Origin of the sequence: Pseudomonas sp. PWP3-1b2, from assembly GCF_049896045.1 — a bacterium.
GTDB classification, from domain to species: Bacteria; Pseudomonadota; Gammaproteobacteria; order Pseudomonadales; family Pseudomonadaceae; genus Aquipseudomonas; species Aquipseudomonas antarctica_B.
This window is the reverse complement of the sequence record NZ_JAFCTN010000007.1, coordinates 75,557-97,182: the sequence shown is the minus strand read 5'-3', so window position 1 is coordinate 97,182 and position 21,626 is coordinate 75,557. Positions and strand designations below refer to the sequence as shown.

Below are 21,626 nucleotides of genomic sequence, written 5' to 3'. Positions count from 1 at the left end.
GCCCGCGCCGGTTTATAGTGTCGCCGGGCAGTATCGACGGCTTTACACGCCTGCCACAAACGACCTTTAGGCAAAGGCTCCTTCCTGTTTGGAATGAACTGCATGATCTCAAAACGCTTGACCCCTTCGATGACTGCCTTGCAATGCTTCGAAGCCGCCGCCCGCCACCTGAGTTTTACCCGCGCCGCCGAAGAGCTGCACCTGACCCAGAGTGCCGTGAGCAAACAGGTCGCGCAGCTTGAAGAAATGCTGTGCCATAACTTGTTCGAACGCGTGCGCCAGCGTTTGTACCTGTCGCCGGCGGGCTCGCTGTACCTCGCCGAAGTGCGCAAAATTCTGAATCAGGTGGATATCTCCAGCCGCTACATCCTCACCTACGGTGGCGAAACCGAAGTGCTGCGCATCGCCACCCAGCCGACGTTCGGCGACCGTTGGCTGGTGCCCAAGCTCAAGGATTTTGCGGCCAAACACCCGACTGTCCACCTGGATGTGCGCAACGAACTGGAACCGTTCGATGTGCTGCAAGCCAAGGCCGATATCGCGTTCTTCTTCGGCCAGGGCTCGTGGCCGGGGGCGACGTGCATCGAGTTGTTTCGCGAAGCCGTGGTGCCGGTGTGCGCGCCGGGGTTTGTCGCCAAGGGCAGCGATGCTTCCTCGCGTCACACCTTGCTGCAATGCACCTCGCGCCCGGAAGCCTGGCATGAGTGGTTCCTGGAACAGGGCCTGCACTCGCAAAACAGCTACCACGGGCCGCGTTTCGACACGTTTTACATGTGCATTCGCGCCGCGCAATCGGGCTACGGCGTGGCGTTGGTGCCGCAGTACCTGGTGGCCGAGGAATTGGCTAACGGCAGCCTGACCATCCCGTGGAATTACACGATGCCCAGCGCCGGTGCGCACTTTATCGCCCATGCAGAACACGCCGGTCACATTCCCAAAGTGAAAGCCTTCCTGAACTGGATGGTGAGCTATGTAAAGGCACATCCCGACTTTTAATAATGACCCGGCGACTTTATTTCGTTTGCGGCAGGGCCCGTGGCGCAGCTTAGATAAAAAGATGCCCGCCATTGCCGAGTCCGAGATTCATGAGCCGCGAAACCATCAGCCAGTCGATTTCCATCGTTCACCCCATCAGCCTCAGCCACGGCAAGAACGCCGAGGTGTGGGACACCTCGGGCAAACGTTATATCGATTTTGTCGGCGGCATCGGTGTGCTCAACCTGGGGCATTGCCACCCCGGTGTGGTGGAGGCGATTCGTGAGCAGGCGACAAAACTTACGCACTACGCGTTTAACGCCGCGCCGCATGCGCCCTACATTGAACTGATGGATCGCCTGACAGCTTTTATTCCGGTGGACTACGCCGTCAGCGGCATGCTCACCAACAGCGGCGCAGAAGCCGCCGAAAACGCCATGAAGATCGTGCGCGGCGCCACCGGCCGCACTGCCGTTATCGCGTTTGACGGCGCCTTTCACGGGCGCACGTTGGCCACGCTCAACCTCAACGGCAAGGTCGCGCCCTACAAGCAAAAAGTCGGCGTACTGCCCGGCCCGGTGTACCACCTGCCCTACCCCAGCGCAGACAACGGCGTGATCTGCGCCGAAGCCCTGAAGGCCATGGACCGCCTGTTCAGCGTGGAAATCGACGTTGAAGACGTCGCCTGTTTCATCATCGAACCGGTGCAGGGCGAAGGCGGCTTCCTCGCCCTGGACATAGCGTTTGCCCAGGCCCTGCGACGCTTGTGCGATGAAAAAAACATCGTGTTGATCGCCGATGAAATCCAGTCGGGTTTTGGCCGTACCGGCCAGCGCTTTGCGTTCTCGCGTCTGGGGGTTGAGCCAGACCTGATCCTGCTCGGCAAAAGCATCGCCGGCGGCGTGCCGTTGGGCGCAGTGGTCGGGCGCAAAACCTTGCTCGACACCCTGCCCAAAGGCGGCCTGGGCGGCACCTATTCCGGAAATCCAATCGCTTGCGCGGCCGCCCTGGCCACACTGGACGCGATGACCGACGAACACCTGCGCAACTGGGGCGCGCAGCACGAAGAGGCCATCGTCAGCCGCTATGAAGCCTGGCGCGCGCAAGGCCTGTCGCCCTACTTGGGGCGCCTGACCGGTGTCGGTGCCATGCGCGGCATTGAACTGGCAGACGCCCACGGCACGCCAGCCCCCAAACAACTGACCCAACTGCTGAGCCTGGCGCGCGACGCCGGCCTGCTGCTGATGCCGAGCGGCAAGTCGCGGCACATCATCCGCTTGCTGGCACCGCTGACCATTGAGCCGGCGGTGATGGAGGAAGGCCTGGACATCCTTGAGGCTTGCTTTAAGCAGTTGGCTTGATAACGCGCGTCGGTCGCTGTGAGGCGCTGATGTGCGTCAGCGCCAAACCGATGGACAAACCGCTGACGCCTCAACGACTATCAGCGCTCATCCACGACCGCACGGAAGCCTCCCATGCTCGACATCCTCCACGGCACGCCCCTGTGGGTGTACGCCGTTTACCTGCTGATTTGTTTCTACGGCATCAAGGCCTGCCTGGGCGGTCGTGAGAATCGCCGGTCGCTGATGATCCTGCCGGTGGTGCTGGTGGTGTGGTCGCTGATGTCGCTGGCGCCTTCACTGTTATCGAGCAGTGCCTGGGTGGGCGGCGCGGTGGTGGGCAGCGTGCTGGGGATGCTGGTGTTCAACGCCGACGGCGCCCGGCTGGATACCAATGGCGAAACCCTGCTGCTGCCGGGCACATGGAAAACCCTGCTGATCTCGCAGCTGTTTTTTGCGGTGAAGTACTACTTCGGCTACCAGCAGGCGGTGCACCCCCTGCTGCTGAGCACACCAGAGATGCTGATGGCCGTGGGCGGTGCGTCGGGGTTTACCGTTGGTCTGTTCTGCGGGCGGGCTGTGCGGCTGCAGCGGGCGCTGAGCGCTCTGCGCCGTGATAAGGGCAGTGTGTTGCCTTGACCTGATCCACCTCGCCGCTGAAAATGCGCGACGCTTTTTGTCTCCCGTTTACTGAAGTAGTGAAATTTTAATGTCCGATTCCTACACTGAAAAATCCGCCGAAGAAGCCGTAGTCGCTTCTCACGCCAAAGCCGAATACGAAAACGCCATCAATCTTTCACAGCATGTGCCAGCCGCCAAGATCATCAGCGAGATGGTGCTGGACGCATTTCACACCTCCAAGGAAAGCGACCAGATCCGCGAGTTGCGCGTCGCCATCCGCCAGGCTCACGACGCCTTCGACGACGACAAAGCCTACGACCTGATGGGCGAGCTCAAGCAACTGAAAGACGCCGAAGCCGCCGACAGCGCTGCCCTTGAAGACCTCAGCAGCAAATTCTCGATCAGCCGTATCTTGTCAGCGTTCAAGGACGACCCCGAGTTCCAGGAACTGGTTTATGCCTTGGCCCTCAAGGTGCTGAACCAGAGCCACCAGGCCATCAGCAACCCAAGCGCCGGCAAGGGCAAAGCTGCACGCCCGAAGAAAGAAGCCGAAGTGTTTGTGATCAGCAAGGATGGCATCAGCGTCACCCTGCCGCTGCGCACGCCGCGCTCGAAGTTGAACGTTGACCGCGAGGCGTTTGAGTTCCTCGGTTTCAGCTTTGTTGGTGAAGGCGATGAAGCCGAGCTGGAGGTTGAAAGCTTTGTGGACAACGCGGGCACCGAGCAGCCGCTGAACCGCAAGAATGTGATTACTGCGCTGCAACAGCACACTGCGTTTGAGGGTTACAGCATCGCGCAGCAGTAAGCCACTGCGTGCAATACGGTTGGACAACCTGTGGGAGCTGGCTTGCCTGCGATGGCCGTAGGTATCTACACAATATTTAGAGGCTGTCGACACTCCCCCGTGGCGAGCGGGCTTGCCCCGCGTTGGGCTGCGCAGCAGCCCCAAAACCAGCCTCCACGGTGTGTCCAAGACATCGCATGCTTCTTCACTGGGGCTGCTTCGCAGCCCAACGCGGGCGGTGCGACGATTCGACAAGCCCGCTCGCCACAACGGCATCCCGGTGTAGCCGATGCACCGAGGTGCCTGCATCGCAGGCAAGCCAGCTCCCACATTTTTTGCGCTGTATCAAACAACGCGCGCCGCAAACACCTCGCGAAAACGCGCCATCTCCTGCGGGTTTCCCACTGTCACGCGCACCCATTGCGGCCAGTCTTTCCACACCCGCCCAATCATTACGTTCTGCGCCGCCAGCCGCGCCACGACCTGCTCGGCGGGTTGTTTCACGTCGATCATGAAGCAGTTGCTGTGCGACACCGTGCAGGTAAACCCTCGGGACTTGAGCCACGCCACTGTCTCTTCGCGCAACTGCGTATTGAGCGCCTTGCGCTGGGGCAACAGCTTGACGTCTTCCAGGCTCGCCCGGGCGCCGAGCAACGTGGCGGCGGCCGGTACGTTGTCGCCACCAAACACTGCCAAGCGCTCCAGCAATGCGGGGTGGCCGATCGCCAGGCCCAGCCGCGCGCCGGCCATGCCGTAGATTTTCGAAAAGGTGCGCAGCACCAGCAGGTCGTCGTGGTCCTTGACCCAACTCACACAGCTGGGGGCGTCGGCGAAGTCGATATAAGCCTCGTCCACCACCAGCACGCTGCCGTGGGGTTTGTTCGCCAATGCGTGGCGGATCGCCTCGGTTGGCGTCAGGGTGCCCGTCGGGTTGTTGGGGTTGCACAGGTACAGCATGCCCGCCTGGGAGTCGGCGGCGAGCATCGCCGGGATGTCGTGAGCGTGCGCAGTATCCAGTCTCACCTCGCGCACCGGCGCCCTTCGCGACTCGGCCGCCTGGCGCGGTACTTCGTAGGACGGTGTGGCCATCACCAGGCCTCGCGTTTCACTGGTGAACGCCAGCACGGCGTAGCGCAGCGCCGCCATGGAGCCGGCAAACACCGCCACCTGTTCCTCTGCGATGCCTTGCTGCTCGGCAAACAAGGCGGCCAAAGCGTACATGTCCGGGTAGGGATAGCGCCCGGACGTCGTAATCCCCCGGCTCATTGCCTCACGGGCGGCGCCTGAGGGGCCGTAGGGGCTTTCGTTGTAGTTGAGCAACACCTTGTCAGACTTTGCCGCCGGCTCGCTGGCAGCTGCCCAGTCCAGGCGCCCCAGTACCGGCAGCGCTGCACCAAAGGCGAGAAGAGAACGACGCGTTACGCTGACCATGGTGACAATTCCCTGTTGGCGAGTGGTGAACTCGCATGGCTCTTACAGGGGAGTATGACGAAGAAAATCTCGGCTAATTTAGCCAAGCGCCGCAGAACAACGCCTAGCTCAACTGCAACTTGCCCTTCAGGCTCTGCATGACTGCCGTCTTGTTCTGCAGGTAATCATTCAAACCGCGTGCACGCAGGTTGCACGCGTCGCAGTTGCCGCAGCCCGTGCCAATGATGCCGTTGTAGCACGTCAGGGTTTGCTGGCGTACCAGGTCCAGGCTGTTGTGGTAGTCGGCCAGTGCCCAGGTCTCGGCCTTGTTCAGCCACATCAACGGGGTGTCCAGGCGTACGGGGTATTCCATGCCCAGTTGCAGCGCCTTGTTCAACGCTTTGACAAATTCGTCGCGGCAATCGGGGTAGCCCGAGAAGTCGGTTTCGCACACGCCGGTGATGACGGTTTCAGCCTTTACCTGGTAGGCGTAGATCGACGCCAGGGTCAGGAACAGGATGTTGCGCCCCGGCACGAAGGTGCTTGGCAGGCTGTCGCCCGAGCTGTCCACGGTCGGTACCGGGATGTTGTCGCGGGTCAAACTGCTGATCGCAAGCTCGTTGAGCAAGGACACATCCATCACTTTGTGTACGGTGGCACCCAGCTGTTTGGCGAGCGCCTGGGCCACTTCAACTTCGGCGACATGGCGCTGGCCATAGTCGAAGGTGATGCAGTGCACTTCGTCATACTGCGCCAGTGCCTGGATCAGGCAGGTCGTCGAGTCCTGCCCGCCACTGAACACCATCACGGCTTTCTTGGTCATTACGTTGCTTCCTGCAGTTGCAAAATGTGCGAACAGTTTAAAGGCCCGGCCATAAAAAACCCCGCGCTTCTTTCGAAGGCGGGGTTTTTCAGTCGGTACTGCCTCAGTGTGCGTAGGTCAGCAACAGCTCTTTCGGTGCCTGGAAATCCAGAGACATCATCACGCTGAGCGCGGTGATGGTGAAGATCGAGAACACGAACAGCTTGCGCGCCCAAACGGTGTCATCCACCGCTTTGTAGCCGGTCCAGGCCATGTACAACCAGTACATGCCCATGGCCGCCGCGACGGCGAGGTAGCTCATGCCGGCGTAGCCACTGAAGGTCAACATCAAGGTCGCCACGAGGAAGGCCAGGATGTAGAGCAGGATGTGTTTCTTGGCAACCTGGATACCGCGTTTAACCGGCAATACCGGAATCGACGCAGCCAGGTAGTCATTGAAGCGGAAAATCGCGATGGCATACGAATGCGGCATCTGCCACAGGCTGAACATCACCAGCAGCACCAGCGCGGCCATGTCGAAGCTATTGGTCACAGCCACATAACCAATCACCGGCGGCATCGCCCCCGACAGACTGCCCACCAGCGTGCCGTGAACCGACTTGCGCTTGAGGTACATGCTGTAGAGGCCCACGTAGATGACAAAACCGATCACGGCAAACAGCGCCGCCAGCGGGTTGGCCACCTTGTACAACAGCACCACACCGGCAATACCCAGGACGGTCGCGAACAGCAGTGCCAGCTTCAGGGAGATAAGGCCCTGCACCAGCACGCGGTTCTTGGTGCGCTCCATCTTGATGTCGATGTCACGGTCGATGCAGTTGTTGAAGACACAACCGGAAGCTACCACCAGGGACGTACCGATCATCGCAGCCAGGAAAATGGCCAGATCGACATGTCCCTTGGAGGCCAGGAAGAAACCGCCTGCCACAGAAAGCACGTTACCGAAAATGATCCCCGGTTTGGTGATTTGGATAAAGTGCTTAAGCGACATCGGGTCTTACCTCACTTCGCCATCATGAACGTATGGATGCTGAACATGATCCATACCGACAGGCCAACCAGCAGCAGGATTACGAGGCCTGCGAACACGAACGCAATCACGTTATCGCGTTGAGCCTTCGAACGGTCCAGGTGCAGGAAGTACACCAGGTGGACCAGCACCTGAATCACCGCGAATGCCAACACGATCATCATGGTGATCGACTTCGGCAGGGTTGGGTACATCACTAGACCGAACGGGATCAGCGTCAGGATTACCGACAGGATGAAGCCGATGGCGTACGACTTGACGCTGCCGTGGCTCGCATCATGGCTGTCATGGTCATGGGAGTGTGCATTAGCCATTACAGAGTCCCCATCAGGTAAACAACGGTGAAGACGCAGATCCAGACCACGTCCAGGAAGTGCCAGAACAGGCTCAGGCAGCTCAGGCGAGTCTTGTTGGTGTTGGTCAGGCCGTGCTTATTGACCTGATACATCATCACCGCCATCCACAGCAGGCCGGCAGATACGTGCAGACCGTGGGTGCCTACCAGCGTGAAGAACGCAGACAGGAAGCCGGAACGGTGCGGGCCGTAGCCTTCGGAGATCAGCAGGTGGAACTCGTTGATCTCCATGCCGATGAAGCCCAGGCCGAACAGGAAGGTCAGTGCCAACCAGCTCAGCACGCCCTTCTTGTTGCCCTTGTAGAAGGCCAACATGGCGAAGCCGTAGGTGATCGAGCTGAACAACAGCAAGGCGGTTTCGCCGAGCACGTAAGGCAGTTCGAAGATGTCGTGGCCCGACGGGCCACCCGCTACGTTGTTTACCAGTACCGCGTACACCGCGAAGATCGACGCAAACAAAATGCAGTCGGTCATCAGGTAGAGCCAGAAACCGAAAACGGTCATCGGCCCCGAGTCGTGGTGATGGTCATCGTGCCCATGATCATCGACATGGGCGTGTCCAGCATTGGTCACTAAGTTCGACATGGTTTAAGCCTGTTCCAACGAGGTTTCTACACGGTTGGCCGGGATCTTCTTCTCGGCTACCAGGCGAGCGTGTTGCTCGGCTTCGATGCGTTCGATGGTCTCGACCGGCACCATGTAGCCTTGATCATCACGCGCAGCGTGGATGATGAAGTAACCGATGGTGCCAACCAGGCCCACGATTGCCAGCCACCAGATGTGCCAGATCATCGCGAAACCGAACACGGTCAACAGCGCGCCCATCACCACGCCAGTGGCGGTGTTGTTCGGCATGTGGATCGGCTCGTAACGCGCAGGCTTCTGGTACGCAGTACCGTCTTCCTTGGCTTCGGTGAAGGCATCGATCGTGTTCGCAGTAGGAATCACAGCGAAGTTGTAGAACGGCGGAGGCGACGAAGTCGACCATTCCAGGGTGTGGCCATTCCATGGGTCACCGGAGTCGCAAGCGTTCTGCTTACGGTCACGGATACTCACGTACAGCTGGATCAACTGGCAGGCGATACCGACAGCGATCATCAACGCACCGACCATGGCAACGTACAGGTACGGCACCCACTCAGGGTTGGTGGTGGCGTTCAGACGACGGGTCATGCCCATGAAGCCCAGTGCATAGAGCGGCATGAACGCGACGAAGAAGCCCGAGATCCAGAACCAGAATGCAGCCTTGCCCCAGCCTTCGTGCAGCTTGAAGCCGAACGCTTTCGGGAAGTAGAAGCTGAAACCAGCGATGTAACCGAATACCGCGCCGCCGATGATCACGTTGTGGAAGTGAGCGATCACGAACAGGCTGTTGTGCAGCACGAAGTCAGCACCCGGGATGGCCAGCAGTACGCCAGTCATGCCGCCGATGGCGAAGGTCACCATGAAGCCCAGGGTCCAGAGAACCTGGCTGGTGATGCGCAAACGGCCGTGGTAGATGGTGAATAGCCAGTTGAATAGCTTCACCCCCGTCGGGATGGAAATCAGCATCGTCGCCAGCCCGAAGAAGGCGTTGACGCTGGCCCCCGAGCCCATGGTGAAGAAGTGGTGCAGCCAAACCATGAAGCCCAGTACGGAGATCGCGCCAGAGGCGTAGACCATCGAGTGGTGACCGAACAGGCGCTTGCCGGTAAAGGTCGAGATCACTTCAGAGAAGATACCGAACGCTGGCAGTATCAGGATGTACACCTCAGGGTGACCCCATGCCCAGAACAGGTTCACGTACATCATTGGATTGCCACCAAGTTCATTGGTGAAAATGTGGAAATCCAGGTAACGGTCAAGCGACAGCAGCGCCATGGTAGCGGCCAGGATCGGGAACGAAGCCACGATCAGGACGTTGGCCCAGGTGCAGGTCCAGGTGAAGATCGGCATGTCCATCAGTTTCATGCCAGGGGCGCGCATTTTCAGGACGGTGGCCAGGAAGTTGACCCCCGTCAGTGTCGTCCCGAGCCCTGATAACTGTAGCGCCCAGATGTAGTAGTCCACACCTACGCCAGGGCTGTACTGGATACCCGACAACGGCGGATACGCAACCCAACCGGTCTTGGCGAATTCGCCGACGCCCAGGGACAGGTTGATCAGCACAACGCCGGACACCAGCAGCCAGAAGCTCAGGGAGTTCAGGAACGGGTAGGCAACGTCACGCGCACCGATCTGCAGCGGCAAGGCAAGGTTCATCAGGCCGGTGAAGAATGGCATCGCCATGAAGATGATCATGATCACACCGTGAGCGGTGAAGATCTGGTCATAGTGTTCAGGCGGCAGGTAGCCAGGCGAACCCTCGGTGGCCATGGCCAACTGGGTACGCATCATGATGGCGTCGGCAAAACCACGCAGCAGCATGACCATGGCAACGATGACGTACATGACACCGATTTTCTTGTGGTCGACAGAGGTCAACCACTCGGTCCACAAGTAGGTCCATTTCTTGAAATACGTAATTGCAGCAAACAGTGCCAGACCACCCAGCGCGATCATGGCGATGGTCACCATTACGATCGGCTCGTGGAACGGGACCGCATCCCAACTTAATTTACCAAACATCGTTTACTCCTCTGCCCCAGCAGTTGAATGCGAGCCCGTGTCAGAACCTTCAACCGCGGCCACTTCTTTCTTCTCGTGCTTGACCGGCTTGCCTGGCTTCATACCTTCGTACTTGTCGACGATTTTCTGAAACAGGTCCGGCTCATACGCGGAGTACAGAGCGACTGGGTTGTTCTGGCTTGGTTTGGTCAGGGCATCGTATTCAGCTTGATCAAGCTGTTTAGGTGCGGCCTTGACTCCGGCGACCCAGGCGTTGAAGTCTTCCTGGCTCGTCGAGATCGCTTTGAATTTCATGCCGGTGAAGCCAGCGCCGCTGTAGTTAGCGGAGATGCCTTCCATTTCAGCTTTTTCGTTGGCGATCAGGTGCAGGCGAGTTTGCATGCCTGCCATCGCGTAGATCTGACCGCCCAGAGCTGGGATGAAGAACGAGTTCATCACGGCGTCGGAGGTGATCCGGAAGTTAAGCGGAGTGTTTTCCGGGAAACGGATTTCGTTGACCGTGGCAATACCCAGGTCCGGGTAGATGAACAGCCACTTCCAGTCCAGCGCGACCACTTCGATGTTGATCGGCTTGACGTTGGACTCAAGCGGACGATACGGGTCCAGCTCGTGGGTCGACTTATAGGTGATGTAACCCAGGGCGATGATGATGAGGATCGGAACCAGCCACACCGCGATTTCGATCTTGGTGGAGTGCGACCACTTCGGCGCGTACGTAGCGCTGGTGTTCGACGCGCGGTATTTCCAGGCGAAGGCGAAGGTCATGATGATCACAGGCACCACGACCAACAACATCAGCAGGGTAGCGGTGATGATCAGGTTTCGTTGATCCAGACCGACCTGACCTTTAGGGTCGAGCAAGGTCCACTTGCAGCCTCCCAGCATTAACATCATGCCGAGCAGCGGCAAAAAGCCTAGTAATCGGGGGTACCTGTTTTTACTCATCTCACGACCTCTAAAGCAGCTTGCGCAATGCAGTTGGGTTTTGATCGCCAACACTTCACCCTGCCAAGGGTTGGCATTTCTCTTCGATTGAATAAGAGCCTGCCCGTCACGCCATATCTGTACGTTTCACGGACCTGCGGTGAGTTCTTATTCGATTTCGTGGCTAAAGGCCCTGTTACAGACCAATTCCATTTGGTGCGGAAAGTTGAAAGGCTACCGGAACCTGGGGTCGCACAGAGCCATCCATCTGCCCCTCGACCGCGCCAATGCTCAAAGATTGAACAGCATTGGTCATTCAGTGCGGGCGATTGTAGTTAGCTGGCGATGTATAAACCATGTCTTATAAAGAAATAATTTTTATCGATTCCAGCAACAATCCTTCACCAATGTTGCAAAGATTCGGGATCTTATCGTGTTCGATTCGATACAAAAACCACAAAAAATGCCGTGCTATTGGGCAAAGCGCCACTTCCCTTACACATTGTAAGGGTATGCAAAACTGATCCAACCCCCCAGAAAACAAGGCATTTGGACAGCAGCCCATGGCTAAGAAGACGCGATGCTCGGGGCAGCGCTGAAAGCTCAAATTGACAGCACAACTTGGCTGCACGGCGCAACTTTATGGGATCGTCGGGCGTGTCAGAAACCTCATGTGACAGCTTCCGTGTGACAACATGTCGCACACTGCGCGCACCTTAAGTTGCCACTCGTCACAGCCCTTTCACAAAACCCTACAACCAAAAACGCCCCGGCCTGCCTTAAAGGCGGACGGGGCGTTTCGGTGAAAGGCTCAAGCGTTGCGTTGGCGATTGCGGTAAATGCCCAGCGGCACGAGGATTACTGTCAGCACGAACGCCACCAGCGCCCATTGCGCCAGAGACAGGCCGAGGACTGGCGGGTACGGCGTGCTGCAGAAGCCATCGACCTGGAAGCCCAGCGGGAACACCTTCGCCAGTGGCAAGTCGTCGACGATTGGCTGCAGCACGTCGATGCCGCAGCTGACCTCGGGGAAGAACTGGGTATACACGTGATGGCCCGCCGCAGCTACGCCACCCAGAGCGCTCAGCACCACCAGCCCCTCGAACAGGGTGACCGCGCCTTTTTTGCGCATGGCGGCGCCGATGAAGGCGAAGATCGCGATCAGCAGCAGGGCATAGCGTTGCAGGATGCACAGCGGGCACGGCGCCTCGCCCAACACCACTTGCATGTACAGCGCGCCGCCGATCAGCGCCAGGCAGATGATGCCCAGTAACACCAGAAAGCGCCGCTCCCTGCCCAACCGCAATTCGTCACTCATCCCCGTTTCCCTTTGTCGTTGTGCCTGATGGCCGCAAGTTTACACACAGAGTGTGGTTAAAACAGAGGGGGGTTAAGTGCGGATTAATCAGGGGAAATGTTGTGGCTGTGCGGACGCCATCGCGGGCAAACCCCGCGCCCACCAAGGGATGACACACCACGTGGGAGCCCGGCGATGCCCCCCAGGCGCCCACCCCGGAACCCACTTTTTTCCCCCCCCGCGGGGGGGGGGGGGGGCTTGCCCGCGATGGCGCCGACTCGGTATGCCGGTGAAAGCGTTATTCCAGGGCCGAAGCCGGGCCGAAGAATTCATAGCGCGCCTGCTTGTCCGGCACGCCCAGGGCTTTGAGGTGACGCTTGATCGCCGCCATGAAGCCTTTAGGGCCAAGGAAGTAGGCGTCGAGGTCACGTTGCTCGGGCAGCCACTCGGCCAGTTGCGCCTGGCTGAGCAGGCCGACCTTGTCTGCCGCAGGGCTCACGCCGTCATCTTCGGCGTAGCAGTAAAAGCGTTTGAGCTGCGGGTGCCTGGCCGCCAACGCATCCACCCAATCCCGGAATGCATGCACCCCGCCATTACGCGCGCAGTGGATAAAGTACACCGGGCGGTGTGTCGCCAGCGCGGCTTCGAGCATCGGCAGGGTTGGCGTAATACCCACGCCGCCGCTGATCAGCACCAGCGGTTTATCGCTGGCGGCCAGCGTGAACTCACCCGATGGCGGGAACAGGTCGAGGGTCGCGCCGACGTGCATCTGGTCATGCAGGTAGTTGGACACTCGCCCACCGGCTTCGCGCTTGACGCTGATGCGGTACAGGCCCGCATCGCTCAGGGCCGACAGCGAATAGTTGCGGCGCACTTCTTCGCCCTCCAGCAGCAGCTTCATGCCGATGTACTGGCCCGGCGCGGCGGCCAGGATCGGGCCGTTGTCCACCGGGGCAAAATAGAAGGAGATGATCTCGTCGCTTTCTTGCACCCGCTTGACCAGCACGAACGACCGCGCACCGCGCCAGCCACCCGGGGCCTGGGCTTTTTCGTCGTAGATGGCGGTTTCGGCGCCGATCAGGATGTCGGCCAATTGGCCATACGCAGCGCCCCAGGCACTCATCACCTCGGGCGTAGCAATCTCGTCGCCCAGCACTTCAGAGATGGCGCGCAGCAGGCAAGCGCCGACAATCGGGTAGTGCTCCGGCAGGATCTGCAAGGCCACGTGCTTGTTGATGATCTTCGCCACCAGGTCGCCCAGTTGGTCCAACTGATCGATGTGCCGCGCATACATCAGCACGCCGTTGGCCAATGCGCGGGGCTGGTCGCCACTGGCCTGGTGCGCCTGATTGAACAGCGGACGCACATGCGGGTACTCGGAAAGCATCATCTGGTAGAAATGAGTGATCAGCGCTTCACCGCCGCTTTCCAGCAGCGGCACAGTGGATTTGACGATGGCACGGTCTTGGGCACTAAGCATGGCGGACTCCTGAGTCTTTTTAACTGATTACCTTGTGTTACTCAGTAAACGTGCCAACTTATAAATCGTTATTTTTCAATAGTTTAAATATTATGTAGTCAATATGACGCCCTGCGCTTTATAGTCATAAGGACTACAAGGAGTCATTATGACTGCGCAATCGCTGCTCACAACCCTGCTGCCTCTGGTCGCCGACCTGTCCCGCGAGCTGCCTGAAGGCGAGCGTTACCGCCGCTTGTTGCACGCCATGCGCGCCCTGCTGCCGTGCGACGCCGCCGCATTGTTGCGCCTGGAGGGAGAATGGCTGGTGCCGCTGGCCGTAGACGGCTTGAGCGCCGACACCCTTGGGCGGCGCTTCAAGGTCAGCGAACACCCACGCTTTGAGGTGCTGCTGCAAGGCTGCGGCCCTACCCGCTTCGACAGCGACAGCGAATTGCCCGACCCCTACGATGGCTTGGTCGATGGCCTGCATGGCCACCTGGAAGTGCACGACTGCATGGGCTGCCCGCTGTTTATCGATGACAAACCCTGGGGCCTGCTGACCCTCGACGCGCTCGACACCGAACGCTTCGAGCGCGTCGAACTGGCCGCCCTGCAAGCCTTCGCCAGCCTCGCGGCGGCCACGGTCAACGTTGCTGAACGCATCGAACGCCTGGCGTTGCGCGCCGAAGACGAACATCAGCGCGCCGAGATTTACCGCCAGGCCAGCGGCCAGCAGCACAAGGAAATGATCGGCCAGAGCAAGGCGCACAAACGCCTGGTCGAGGAAATCAATCTGGTGGGCGGCAGTGACCTGACCGTGCTGATTACCGGGGAAACCGGGGTGGGCAAGGAGCTGGTCGCCCAAGCCATTCACGCGGCGTCATCGCGCGCGAACAAACCGCTGATCAGCCTCAACTGCGCCGCCCTCCCGGAAACCCTGGTGGAAAGCGAGCTGTTCGGCCATGTGCGCGGCGCTTTTACCGGCGCGGTGAATGAGCGCCGGGGCAAGTTCGAGCTGGCCAATGGCGGCACCTTGTTTCTGGATGAGGTCGGCGAGTTGTCGTTGACCGTGCAAGCCAAGCTGCTGCGCGTGCTGCAAAGCGGCCAATTACAACGCCTGGGCTCGGACAAGGAACATCAGGTGGACGTGCGCTTGATCGCCGCCACTAACCGCGACCTTGCTGAAGAAGTGCGCAGCGGTCGCTACCGCGCCGACTTTTATCACCGCCTGAGCGTGTACCCGCTGCAAGTGCCGGCGCTGCGCGAGCGCGGTCGCGATGTGTTGCTGCTGGCGGGGTTTTTCCTCGAACAGAACCGCTCGCGCATGGGCCTGGGCAGCTTGCGCCTGACAAGCGATGCGCAAGCGGCGCTGCTGGCCTACAACTGGCCCGGCAATGTGCGAGAGCTGGAACATTTGATCGGACGCAGCGCGCTGAAAGCCCTGGGTAACTGTCGCGAACGACCGAAGATCTTGAGCCTGAATGCCAGGGACCTGGACCTGCCCGATGTGAGTGCGCCGCCGGTGCTTGAGGCGCCGGCCGAGCCGGTCCCGACCATCACGGGCGACCTGCGCCAGGCCACCGAACACTATCAACGCCAGATCATCAGCGCCTGCCTTGAACGCCACCAGCACAACTGGGCCAGCGCCGCCCGCGAACTCGGCCTGGACCGCGCCAACCTCGGCCGCATGGCCAAACGCCTGGGCCTCAAATAACCCAAACACCTCGGTCAAATGTGGGAGCTGGCTTGCCTGCGATAGCGTTGGGTCAGTGAAAGACGAGCTGGCAGACACACTGCCATCGCAGGCAAGCCAGCTCCCACATTAGATAGCCTTCGCCTTGAAGATCGCAGCCACAGCCTTCGGCTTACGAAACACCAACACATTCCCCAGCATCACCAGCACCAACCCCATCAACGCCGGTGCCGTCCACTGATACCCCTCGGCATACGCCGACACATTCAGTGCCACCACCGGAAACAACACCGTGCAATACGCCGCCCGCTCCGGCCCCATACGCCCTACCAGCGTGAGATACGCCGTAAAGCCGATCACCGACCCCGGAATCACCAGGTACCACAGCGCCCCGACATACCGTGCGCTCCAGTCCATCTCAAACGGAATCCCGCGCACTGCGCAGTAGGTCGCCAGCATCGCCGCCCCATAGGCCATTCCCCACGCATTGGTGGTCAATGGCCGCAGCCCGGCCTTCTGCTGCAAGCTCGAGAGCATATTGCCCGCCGAAAAACACATCGTCCCGAGCAACGCCAACCCCAACCCCAATAATGTCTGCGGGCTGGCCGTATGCCCCGCCAACTCCGGCCAGAACAAAAAGCCCAACCCCAGTAACCCCAGCGCGCCGCCCATCAACACGTTACGCGCCACGCGCTGGCCGAAGAACACCCGCGCATTCAACGCGTTCCACAGCGTGGCAGTAGAAAACACCACCGCCACCAATCCGCTGGGAATCCATTGGCTGGCCGTGAGGAAACACATGAAGTTCACGCAAAACAGGCACAACCCCTGCGCCAGGCAGATCAAGTGCCCGCGCCGGTTCATCACCTGCAACTTGCGGCTGAGCAACAACAGCGCAAACAGCACCAGTGCCGCCAGGCCAAAGCGATAGACGATCGACACGGGAATCGCCACCACGCCCAGCTGCCATTTCAGCGCGATCCAGGTGGTGCCCCAGATCAGCACGGTGAGTAAATACAGGAAAAGGTTCATAGCGGGCTCCGTCGGTTGAGCCACAGTCTCCCCCGCCGCCCCGTCGGCGTTCTTGCACATTCTTGCGCTTTTGTCGGGCGGCGGGATCACAGCGCACACGGCGCGGAGTAGGATGCAAGGCGTCGGAGAGTACACGCCATGTCAGCTATGGAATCACTGCAAGTCTTTCAAGCCCTTAACCGCTCGCCCAATGCACGCCTTGAGGCCTGCGCCGAGCTCGGTGACGGCTTGTCTGTGGCCTTGTGGAGCAACCACCACGATGCCCAGGAGTATCAGGCGACAACCCATCACACGTTGTCGTGCTACATCAGCGGTGGTACTGGCACCTTTCACCGTGACAGGCCCGGCACCAAAGGCGGCCCCGACAAGCTGTGCATCATGCCCGCCGAACACCAGTCAGCCTGGGTGATCAACGGCGAAATTCGTCTGGCCCACGTGTATTTCAGCCCGGAGCAATTTGCCCTCGGCTGCGTCACCCTGCTCGACCGCGAACCGCGCGAATTGCAACTGCGCGAAAGCACCTTCCTTGAAGACGCCAGCCAGGCTCAGCGTTTTCACCAGTTGATCGCCCTCAACTGGCACGAGCCCGCCGAGCGTATGCTGACCAGCAGCCTGGCCCATGAAATGCTCAGCCACACCCTGCTCAGCCAAGTCGGCGCACGCGAAGGCCTGCGTTTGAAAGGCGGGCTGGCGGCGCACCAGCGACGGCTGTTGGTGGACTACATCGATCACCACCTGGAAGAGCCGATCAGCCTTGGCCAATTGGCCGGCCTGTGCGCACTGTCGGAATACCATTTCGCGCGGATGTTCCGCCAAAGCTTCGGCTTGCCGCCCCACCAATACCTGTTGGCACGGCGCCTGGCCCGCGCGCAAACCCTGCTGCGCAGCGGCGCCCTGCCCCTCGGTGAAATCGCCTGGAAGTGCGGTTTCTCCAGCGCCAGCCACTTCACCCACCGCTTCCGCCAAGCCATGGGCGCCACACCCGGTGAATACCGCCAGGCGTTCTCCACTATCTGAAGTGGCGAGCGAGATTCTGTAGTGAATGAGCTTGTGTGGCGAGCGAGCTTGCTCGCGCTGGGGTGCGAAGCAGCGCCAAAATCAGGCGCTGAGGAGTATCTGATACACGGCATTCATCCTCATTGGGGCCGCTTCGCGGCCCAACGCGGGGCAAGCCCGCTCGCCACAGGGATGTCGGGGTGGGGGCGTTGCCTTTGGGGAGGTAGGTAGGGGCTTAAACCATCAACCCCAACGTCTTGGCCTTGGCCACCGCTTGAGTTCTTCGCTCCACACCGAGTTTGCTGTGGATACGCCGCGCGTGGGTCTTGACGGTGTGCAGGGAAATAAACAGCCGGTCAGCGATTTCCAGGTTGGAATTACCAGACGCGATCAACTGCAGCACTTCCAGCTCCCGATGGCTCAAGGGGTTTTGCGCCACGCCCGTGGGCGACGCCTGGGGTTCCAGGCCCAGCTCACTCAATAGCCCCGGCGAGCGCAAACGCAATTCACGAACGGCTTGCTGAACCTGGCAACGCGCCGCCAGTTCCAGGCCGGTTTGCAGAGAGCGACGCGCCAACCCCATATCCCCCAATTGCCAGGCGACTTCCCCCAGCACCAACTGCAACTCGGTTTCCAGGCACAGCATGCCGCGCTGTTGCGTGGCCTCAAGCAAGGCAGTGAGCCGTGCGATGGGCTGATCGGCGCAGCCCAGTTTTACTTCGGCCAATACCAGCAGGTATTCCAGACGCGGGATCAATTCCAGGGTGGCGGGCGGCGCCTGCCGCGCCTGCGGCCCGCGAAAGTGACGCAGCACCCGGCGCACCGCTTCCACGGTCAGCTCGGCGCGACCTTGTTGCAGCCAGAAATGCCCACTGATCAACAGCAACACCGCGCGGTACACCGTGTCGGGCACATGGCGTTGCTGCATCAGTCGCTCGGCTTCGCGCAGTTGGATAAACGCCTGCGCATAGTCGCCGTGGTTGGCGGCCAACAGCGCCAGCCCAAGAAAACCGTACAGCACGCGTTTGTCCTGGCTATGCAGGCACATCTTCAAGCCCGCATCGAAGCATTCGGCGGCCAGCGTGTCCTGCCCCTGACGCAACGCCAGGTGCCCGCGCCGCAGGGCGATCCGCCCCATCAACGGCCCGGCCTTGAGGCGCTGTTGATCGAGCATCGCCTGCAGGTTTTCCAACAGGCTTTGCGCGCGATACGGCGCACCGCGTTGCTCCAGCAATTGTGCGTGGTCCAGCTCAAGCAGCGCTTCCAGCACCAGCGAGCCATGGGCACGGGCCAGGCACAGGGCTTCGCGGTTTAAAGCCTGGGCCACGTCCAACTCGCCGCGCAGCAAGGCTTGCTGGGTCAAGCCCGACAGGCACATCAGCCGCGACGTCCAGGCGCTGCCGGGCAAGGCTTGCAACGCCTCCAGAAAATGCGCGCGGGAGCGTTCGGCATCGCCGCCCAAATGCAGCAACCAGCCCCACAACGCCTGCCAGCGCGCCAACAGATGCCGCTGTTGCGCCGCCGTCGGTTGCGGGGCAAACCGGGCCAACTGATCGATACACACCGCCGCTTGCTCGAAACGCCCGGCAAACAACAAGGCCGCCGTCACCAGCCCAACCAGTTGCGCCGAGCCAAGCATCAATTCGTCGCCGTGTTCCTCGTGCAGGCGCAACAACAGCACGGCGTTTTGCTGGCGAAACACATCCTCGAAACTGAAGTGCTGCAACAGGCTCACCGCCACTTCGTACTCTTCGGCGAGCAGCGCCTGCTCAAACGCTGCCTGCCAGTCACGCTCGGCGGTGAACCACTGGCATGCACGCCGATGCCACGACCGTTTGGCCGGCCAGGGTTCATCGCGCAGCAACCGCGCCAGCGGTGGGAAAACCTGCAACCACTCGCTGGTGTCTTCCCACGGCTGAATAAACGCGCCGAGCGCCTGTAAATCGCGCAGGTATTGATCACCGTCGCCAGCCCCAAACAGGTGCTCACACAGGCTCACGTTGAAACGCGGCAGGTGGGCCAGCACGCGCCAGGCGTCGGCCAGTTCCGCCGGCAAGGTACCGAGCAGCTCGTGTTGCAGATAATCGAGCAAGGTCTTGTCGGGGTGGCCGTCGCCGAGCATCGCGATGCGCACACCCGCGCACCAACCGGCGCTGAACTGCATGACGCTGTCGACGGTTTGCCCTGGGCTCAACAGCTGTTGAATGTGCGCCGGGCTGAATGACAATTCGCTGCACTCCAGCAACTCATCGTCGAGCAACAGGCGCGGCCAATTGCACAGCGGTCGTCGTCGCGCGCCCAGCCACCAGGTCAGCGCGGGACTGGCGGTGGTGAGCAAACGGTCGAGCAAGGCGTCCAGCTCGGGGGCGGGCTGGCGGCAGAAATCATCGAGAAACACCCAGGCCGTGGCTTGCCAGCGGCTAAGGTCGAGCAGCAATGTGGCTTCATCCACAAAGGGCAGGCTCAGGTGGTGCGCCAGGCGCTGGCAGAGATCAGCCGGGCTGAGCGTACCGCCGTTGAGGGGCAGCCAATACACCTGGCACCCCGCCGGCGCCTGCAACGCGCACTCGGCGAGCAAGGCGCTCTTGCCACTGCCGCCCGGCGCACACAGCAACCTCACCCTGGCGGGCGCGGCGAGCAACGGCTCGGTCAGATGGGGGCGCAACACATGGTGGGCGGACAGCCGAGGCATGAATCCAGGACGGTCCAGGAGGCGTGTCATGGCGGTCATTGCTGCATCCTGCTTTTTTATTGTTATGCAACCTGACGCCTACCCTAGTCCTGTGGTTGGCGGTTGTTGAAGAAGTATTCAGCACAATGATTGAAAGGCATGCACAAAACTAAATGTGGGAGCCAGCTCCCACACAAGCCAGCTCCCACAGGTTGATTGCATTTCAGATGAGCATCAGCGAACGCCCTCGGACCTCAGCGCCGCCGGGGTGTAATCCGCCGCCTTTGCCGCAAAGCCAAACACGAAACTGTGCTTCTCCTCGTTCTTCATCCCCAGCGCGATGTAGCGCCCGGCAATGATGTCGTACAGCGTTTCCACGGTGTACGCCGGCACTTGATGGTCGTAGTAAAACTGCGCATGGCCCTCAGCGATGCGCCACAGTTGGCCACGGCCGTCGTAGTGATCCACCAGCGCAACCTGCCAGCTGTCTTCGTCGATGTACATGTGGCGCTTGGCGTAGATATGCCGCTCGCTCGGCTTCACGGTGCCTACCACTTCCCACACGCGGTGCAGCTCATAGCGGGTGAGGTCCTGGTTGATATGCCCGGCCTTGATGATGTCGTCGTATTTGAGCGTCGGCGAGTCGAGCTTGTAGCTGTTGTAGGGGATGTACATCTCTTTCTTGCCCACCAGTTTCCAGTCGTAACGGTCGGGGGCGCCGGAGAACATGTCGAAGTTATCGGTGGTGCGCAGGCCGTCCGAGGCGGTGCCCGGCCCGTCATACGACACTTGCGGCGCGCGGCGCACACGGCGCTGGCCGGCGTTGTAGATCCAGGCCAGGCGCGGTTCCTTCACCTGGTCCAGGGTTTCGTGCACCAGCAGCACGTTGCCCGCCAAGCGTGCCGGCGCGGTGACCGATTGCTTGAAGTAACTCAGCACGTTAGCCGCCTTGGCCGGGTCGATATCCGGGATGGCCTGGGGCACCGCCACTTCTTCCTCGAAGCGAATCGGCGTGTAGCTGCCGTTGGTCTGCGGAGTCGCCTGGATGATGATGCGGCGCAGGTTGCCGCCGTGGTAGCGGGTGATGTGGTTCCACAGCACCTCCACGCCAGTCTTCGGAATCGGAAATGCGTAATAACGGTTGCCGGTGAAGTTTTCCAGGCCGTTACCGTCGTTGATGGTTTTGACGTTCAGCGCGCTGCGCTTGATCGACTCATAGATGTCCGGCGGCAGGTTGACCGTGCGGTGGCTCGGGTACACCGGGATCTTGTAGGTTTCGGGGTAGCGTTTGAACATCGCCACCTGGCCGTCGGAGAGTTTGTCCTTGTACTTGTCGACCGTGGCGGCGGTGATTACGAACAGCGGTTTTTCACTGGCGAACGGGTCGGCGAGGAAACCCTTGCTGTCCACCGCGCCAGCGTTTTTGGGGATGCCGCCGGTCCAGGCCGGGATCGAGCCGTCGGCGTTGCCGGCTTTTTCGGCGCCGACCGGGGTCAAGGTGGTACCGAGCTTGGCAGCCTCTTCGGGTGAGACCGCCGCCATTACCTGAGCGGCGAGCAAGCTCAGGGCCATCACTGCAAATAGCTTACGCATAGATTCTTGTCCT

18 protein-coding genes are annotated in these 21,626 nt (G+C 60.5%); 6 read left to right on the top strand and 12 right to left on the bottom strand.

Features of this window, described 5'->3' with window-relative positions:
* Nucleotides 1–102: 102 nt before the first annotated feature.
* The 4 genes from ACP7A2_RS07045 to ACP7A2_RS07030 all read left to right on the top strand — a co-directional run bounded on the left by ACP7A2_RS07045 (nucleotide 103) and on the right by ACP7A2_RS07030 (nucleotide 3,741).
* Nucleotides 103–996, top strand: a complete 894-nt coding sequence (locus ACP7A2_RS07045; RefSeq protein WP_348056614.1) for a LysR substrate-binding domain-containing protein — start codon at nucleotides 103–105, stop codon at nucleotides 994–996.
* A gap of 89 nt (nucleotides 997–1,085) precedes the next feature.
* On the top strand, nucleotides 1,086–2,336 hold the full coding sequence (locus ACP7A2_RS07040; protein WP_426133629.1) for a 2-aminoadipate transaminase: 1,251 nt from the start codon (nucleotides 1,086–1,088) through the stop codon (nucleotides 2,334–2,336).
* A gap of 114 nt (nucleotides 2,337–2,450) precedes the next feature.
* Nucleotides 2,451–2,954 (top strand): hypothetical protein, encoded by a 504-nt coding sequence (locus ACP7A2_RS07035; protein ID WP_426133628.1) that lies wholly within the window; start codon nucleotides 2,451–2,453, stop codon nucleotides 2,952–2,954.
* A 70-nt stretch (nucleotides 2,955–3,024) separates the two neighbouring features.
* Nucleotides 3,025–3,741, top strand: a complete 717-nt coding sequence (locus ACP7A2_RS07030; RefSeq protein WP_426133627.1) for a hypothetical protein — start codon at nucleotides 3,025–3,027, stop codon at nucleotides 3,739–3,741.
* 324 nt (nucleotides 3,742–4,065) lie between these two features.
* Here ACP7A2_RS07030 and ACP7A2_RS07025 read toward each other — a convergent pair whose 3' ends face one another.
* From ACP7A2_RS07025 to hmpA, 9 genes are all read right to left on the bottom strand, one after another.
* Nucleotides 4,066–5,151, bottom strand: coding sequence for a pyridoxal phosphate-dependent aminotransferase (locus tag ACP7A2_RS07025; RefSeq protein ID WP_426133626.1), 1,086 nt, complete (start codon nucleotides 5,149–5,151; stop codon nucleotides 4,066–4,068).
* A 103-nt stretch (nucleotides 5,152–5,254) separates the two neighbouring features.
* Nucleotides 5,255–5,953: a 7-cyano-7-deazaguanine synthase QueC gene (gene queC / locus ACP7A2_RS07020; RefSeq protein WP_426133625.1), complete on the bottom strand. Its 699-nt coding sequence runs from the start codon at nucleotides 5,951–5,953 to the stop codon at nucleotides 5,255–5,257.
* Between the two features lie 103 nt (nucleotides 5,954–6,056).
* Nucleotides 6,057–6,944 carry a heme o synthase gene (gene cyoE, locus ACP7A2_RS07015; RefSeq protein ID WP_375070310.1) on the bottom strand — a complete coding sequence of 296 codons (888 nt, stop codon included), beginning with the start codon at nucleotides 6,942–6,944 and terminating at the stop codon, nucleotides 6,057–6,059.
* Between the two features lie 11 nt (nucleotides 6,945–6,955).
* Nucleotides 6,956–7,297: a cytochrome o ubiquinol oxidase subunit IV gene (cyoD, locus tag ACP7A2_RS07010; protein WP_078739038.1), complete on the bottom strand. Its 342-nt coding sequence runs from the start codon at nucleotides 7,295–7,297 to the stop codon at nucleotides 6,956–6,958.
* Entirely contained in the window at nucleotides 7,297–7,923 is a 627-nt protein-coding gene (locus ACP7A2_RS07005) for a cytochrome o ubiquinol oxidase subunit III (protein ID WP_024077337.1), read from the bottom strand. The genes cyoD and ACP7A2_RS07005 overlap by 1 nt, the downstream gene beginning before the upstream one ends.
* A 3-nt stretch (nucleotides 7,924–7,926) precedes the next feature.
* A complete protein-coding gene (gene cyoB, locus ACP7A2_RS07000; RefSeq protein ID WP_426133624.1) occupies nucleotides 7,927–9,945 on the bottom strand; it encodes a cytochrome o ubiquinol oxidase subunit I in 2,019 nt (672 codons plus the stop codon).
* A 3-nt stretch (nucleotides 9,946–9,948) separates the two neighbouring features.
* Complete coding sequence (cyoA, locus tag ACP7A2_RS06995; protein WP_375070306.1) at nucleotides 9,949–10,890, bottom strand: ubiquinol oxidase subunit II; 942 nt, start codon at nucleotides 10,888–10,890, stop codon at nucleotides 9,949–9,951.
* 790 nt (nucleotides 10,891–11,680) lie between these two features.
* Nucleotides 11,681–12,187, bottom strand: coding sequence for a disulfide bond formation protein B (locus ACP7A2_RS06990; RefSeq protein WP_348056629.1), 507 nt, complete (start codon nucleotides 12,185–12,187; stop codon nucleotides 11,681–11,683).
* Between the two features lie 277 nt (nucleotides 12,188–12,464).
* Nucleotides 12,465–13,646 (bottom strand): NO-inducible flavohemoprotein, encoded by a 1,182-nt coding sequence (gene hmpA / locus ACP7A2_RS06985; RefSeq protein ID WP_426133623.1) that lies wholly within the window; start codon nucleotides 13,644–13,646, stop codon nucleotides 12,465–12,467.
* A gap of 148 nt (nucleotides 13,647–13,794) precedes the next feature.
* Here hmpA and norR point away from each other — a divergent pair, with 148 nt between their 5' ends.
* On the top strand, nucleotides 13,795–15,342 hold the full coding sequence (gene norR, locus ACP7A2_RS06980; RefSeq protein WP_426133622.1) for a nitric oxide reductase transcriptional regulator NorR: 1,548 nt from the start codon (nucleotides 13,795–13,797) through the stop codon (nucleotides 15,340–15,342).
* Between the two features lie 108 nt (nucleotides 15,343–15,450).
* Here norR and ACP7A2_RS06975 read toward each other — a convergent pair whose 3' ends face one another.
* Entirely contained in the window at nucleotides 15,451–16,353 is a 903-nt protein-coding gene (locus tag ACP7A2_RS06975) for a DMT family transporter (RefSeq protein WP_426133621.1), read from the bottom strand.
* Between the two features lie 138 nt (nucleotides 16,354–16,491).
* Between ACP7A2_RS06975 and ACP7A2_RS06970 the strand changes: the two genes are divergently transcribed.
* Nucleotides 16,492–17,370, top strand: coding sequence for a helix-turn-helix domain-containing protein (locus ACP7A2_RS06970; protein ID WP_426133620.1), 879 nt, complete (start codon nucleotides 16,492–16,494; stop codon nucleotides 17,368–17,370).
* Between the two features lie 214 nt (nucleotides 17,371–17,584).
* Here ACP7A2_RS06970 and ACP7A2_RS06965 read toward each other — a convergent pair whose 3' ends face one another.
* A complete protein-coding gene (locus ACP7A2_RS06965) occupies nucleotides 17,585–20,080 on the bottom strand; it encodes a LuxR C-terminal-related transcriptional regulator (protein ID WP_426133619.1) in 2,496 nt (831 codons plus the stop codon).
* 174 nt (nucleotides 20,081–20,254) lie between these two features.
* Entirely contained in the window at nucleotides 20,255–21,613 is a 1,359-nt protein-coding gene (locus ACP7A2_RS06960) for a DUF1329 domain-containing protein (RefSeq protein WP_426133618.1), read from the bottom strand.
* Nucleotides 21,614–21,626 lie beyond the last annotated feature (13 nt).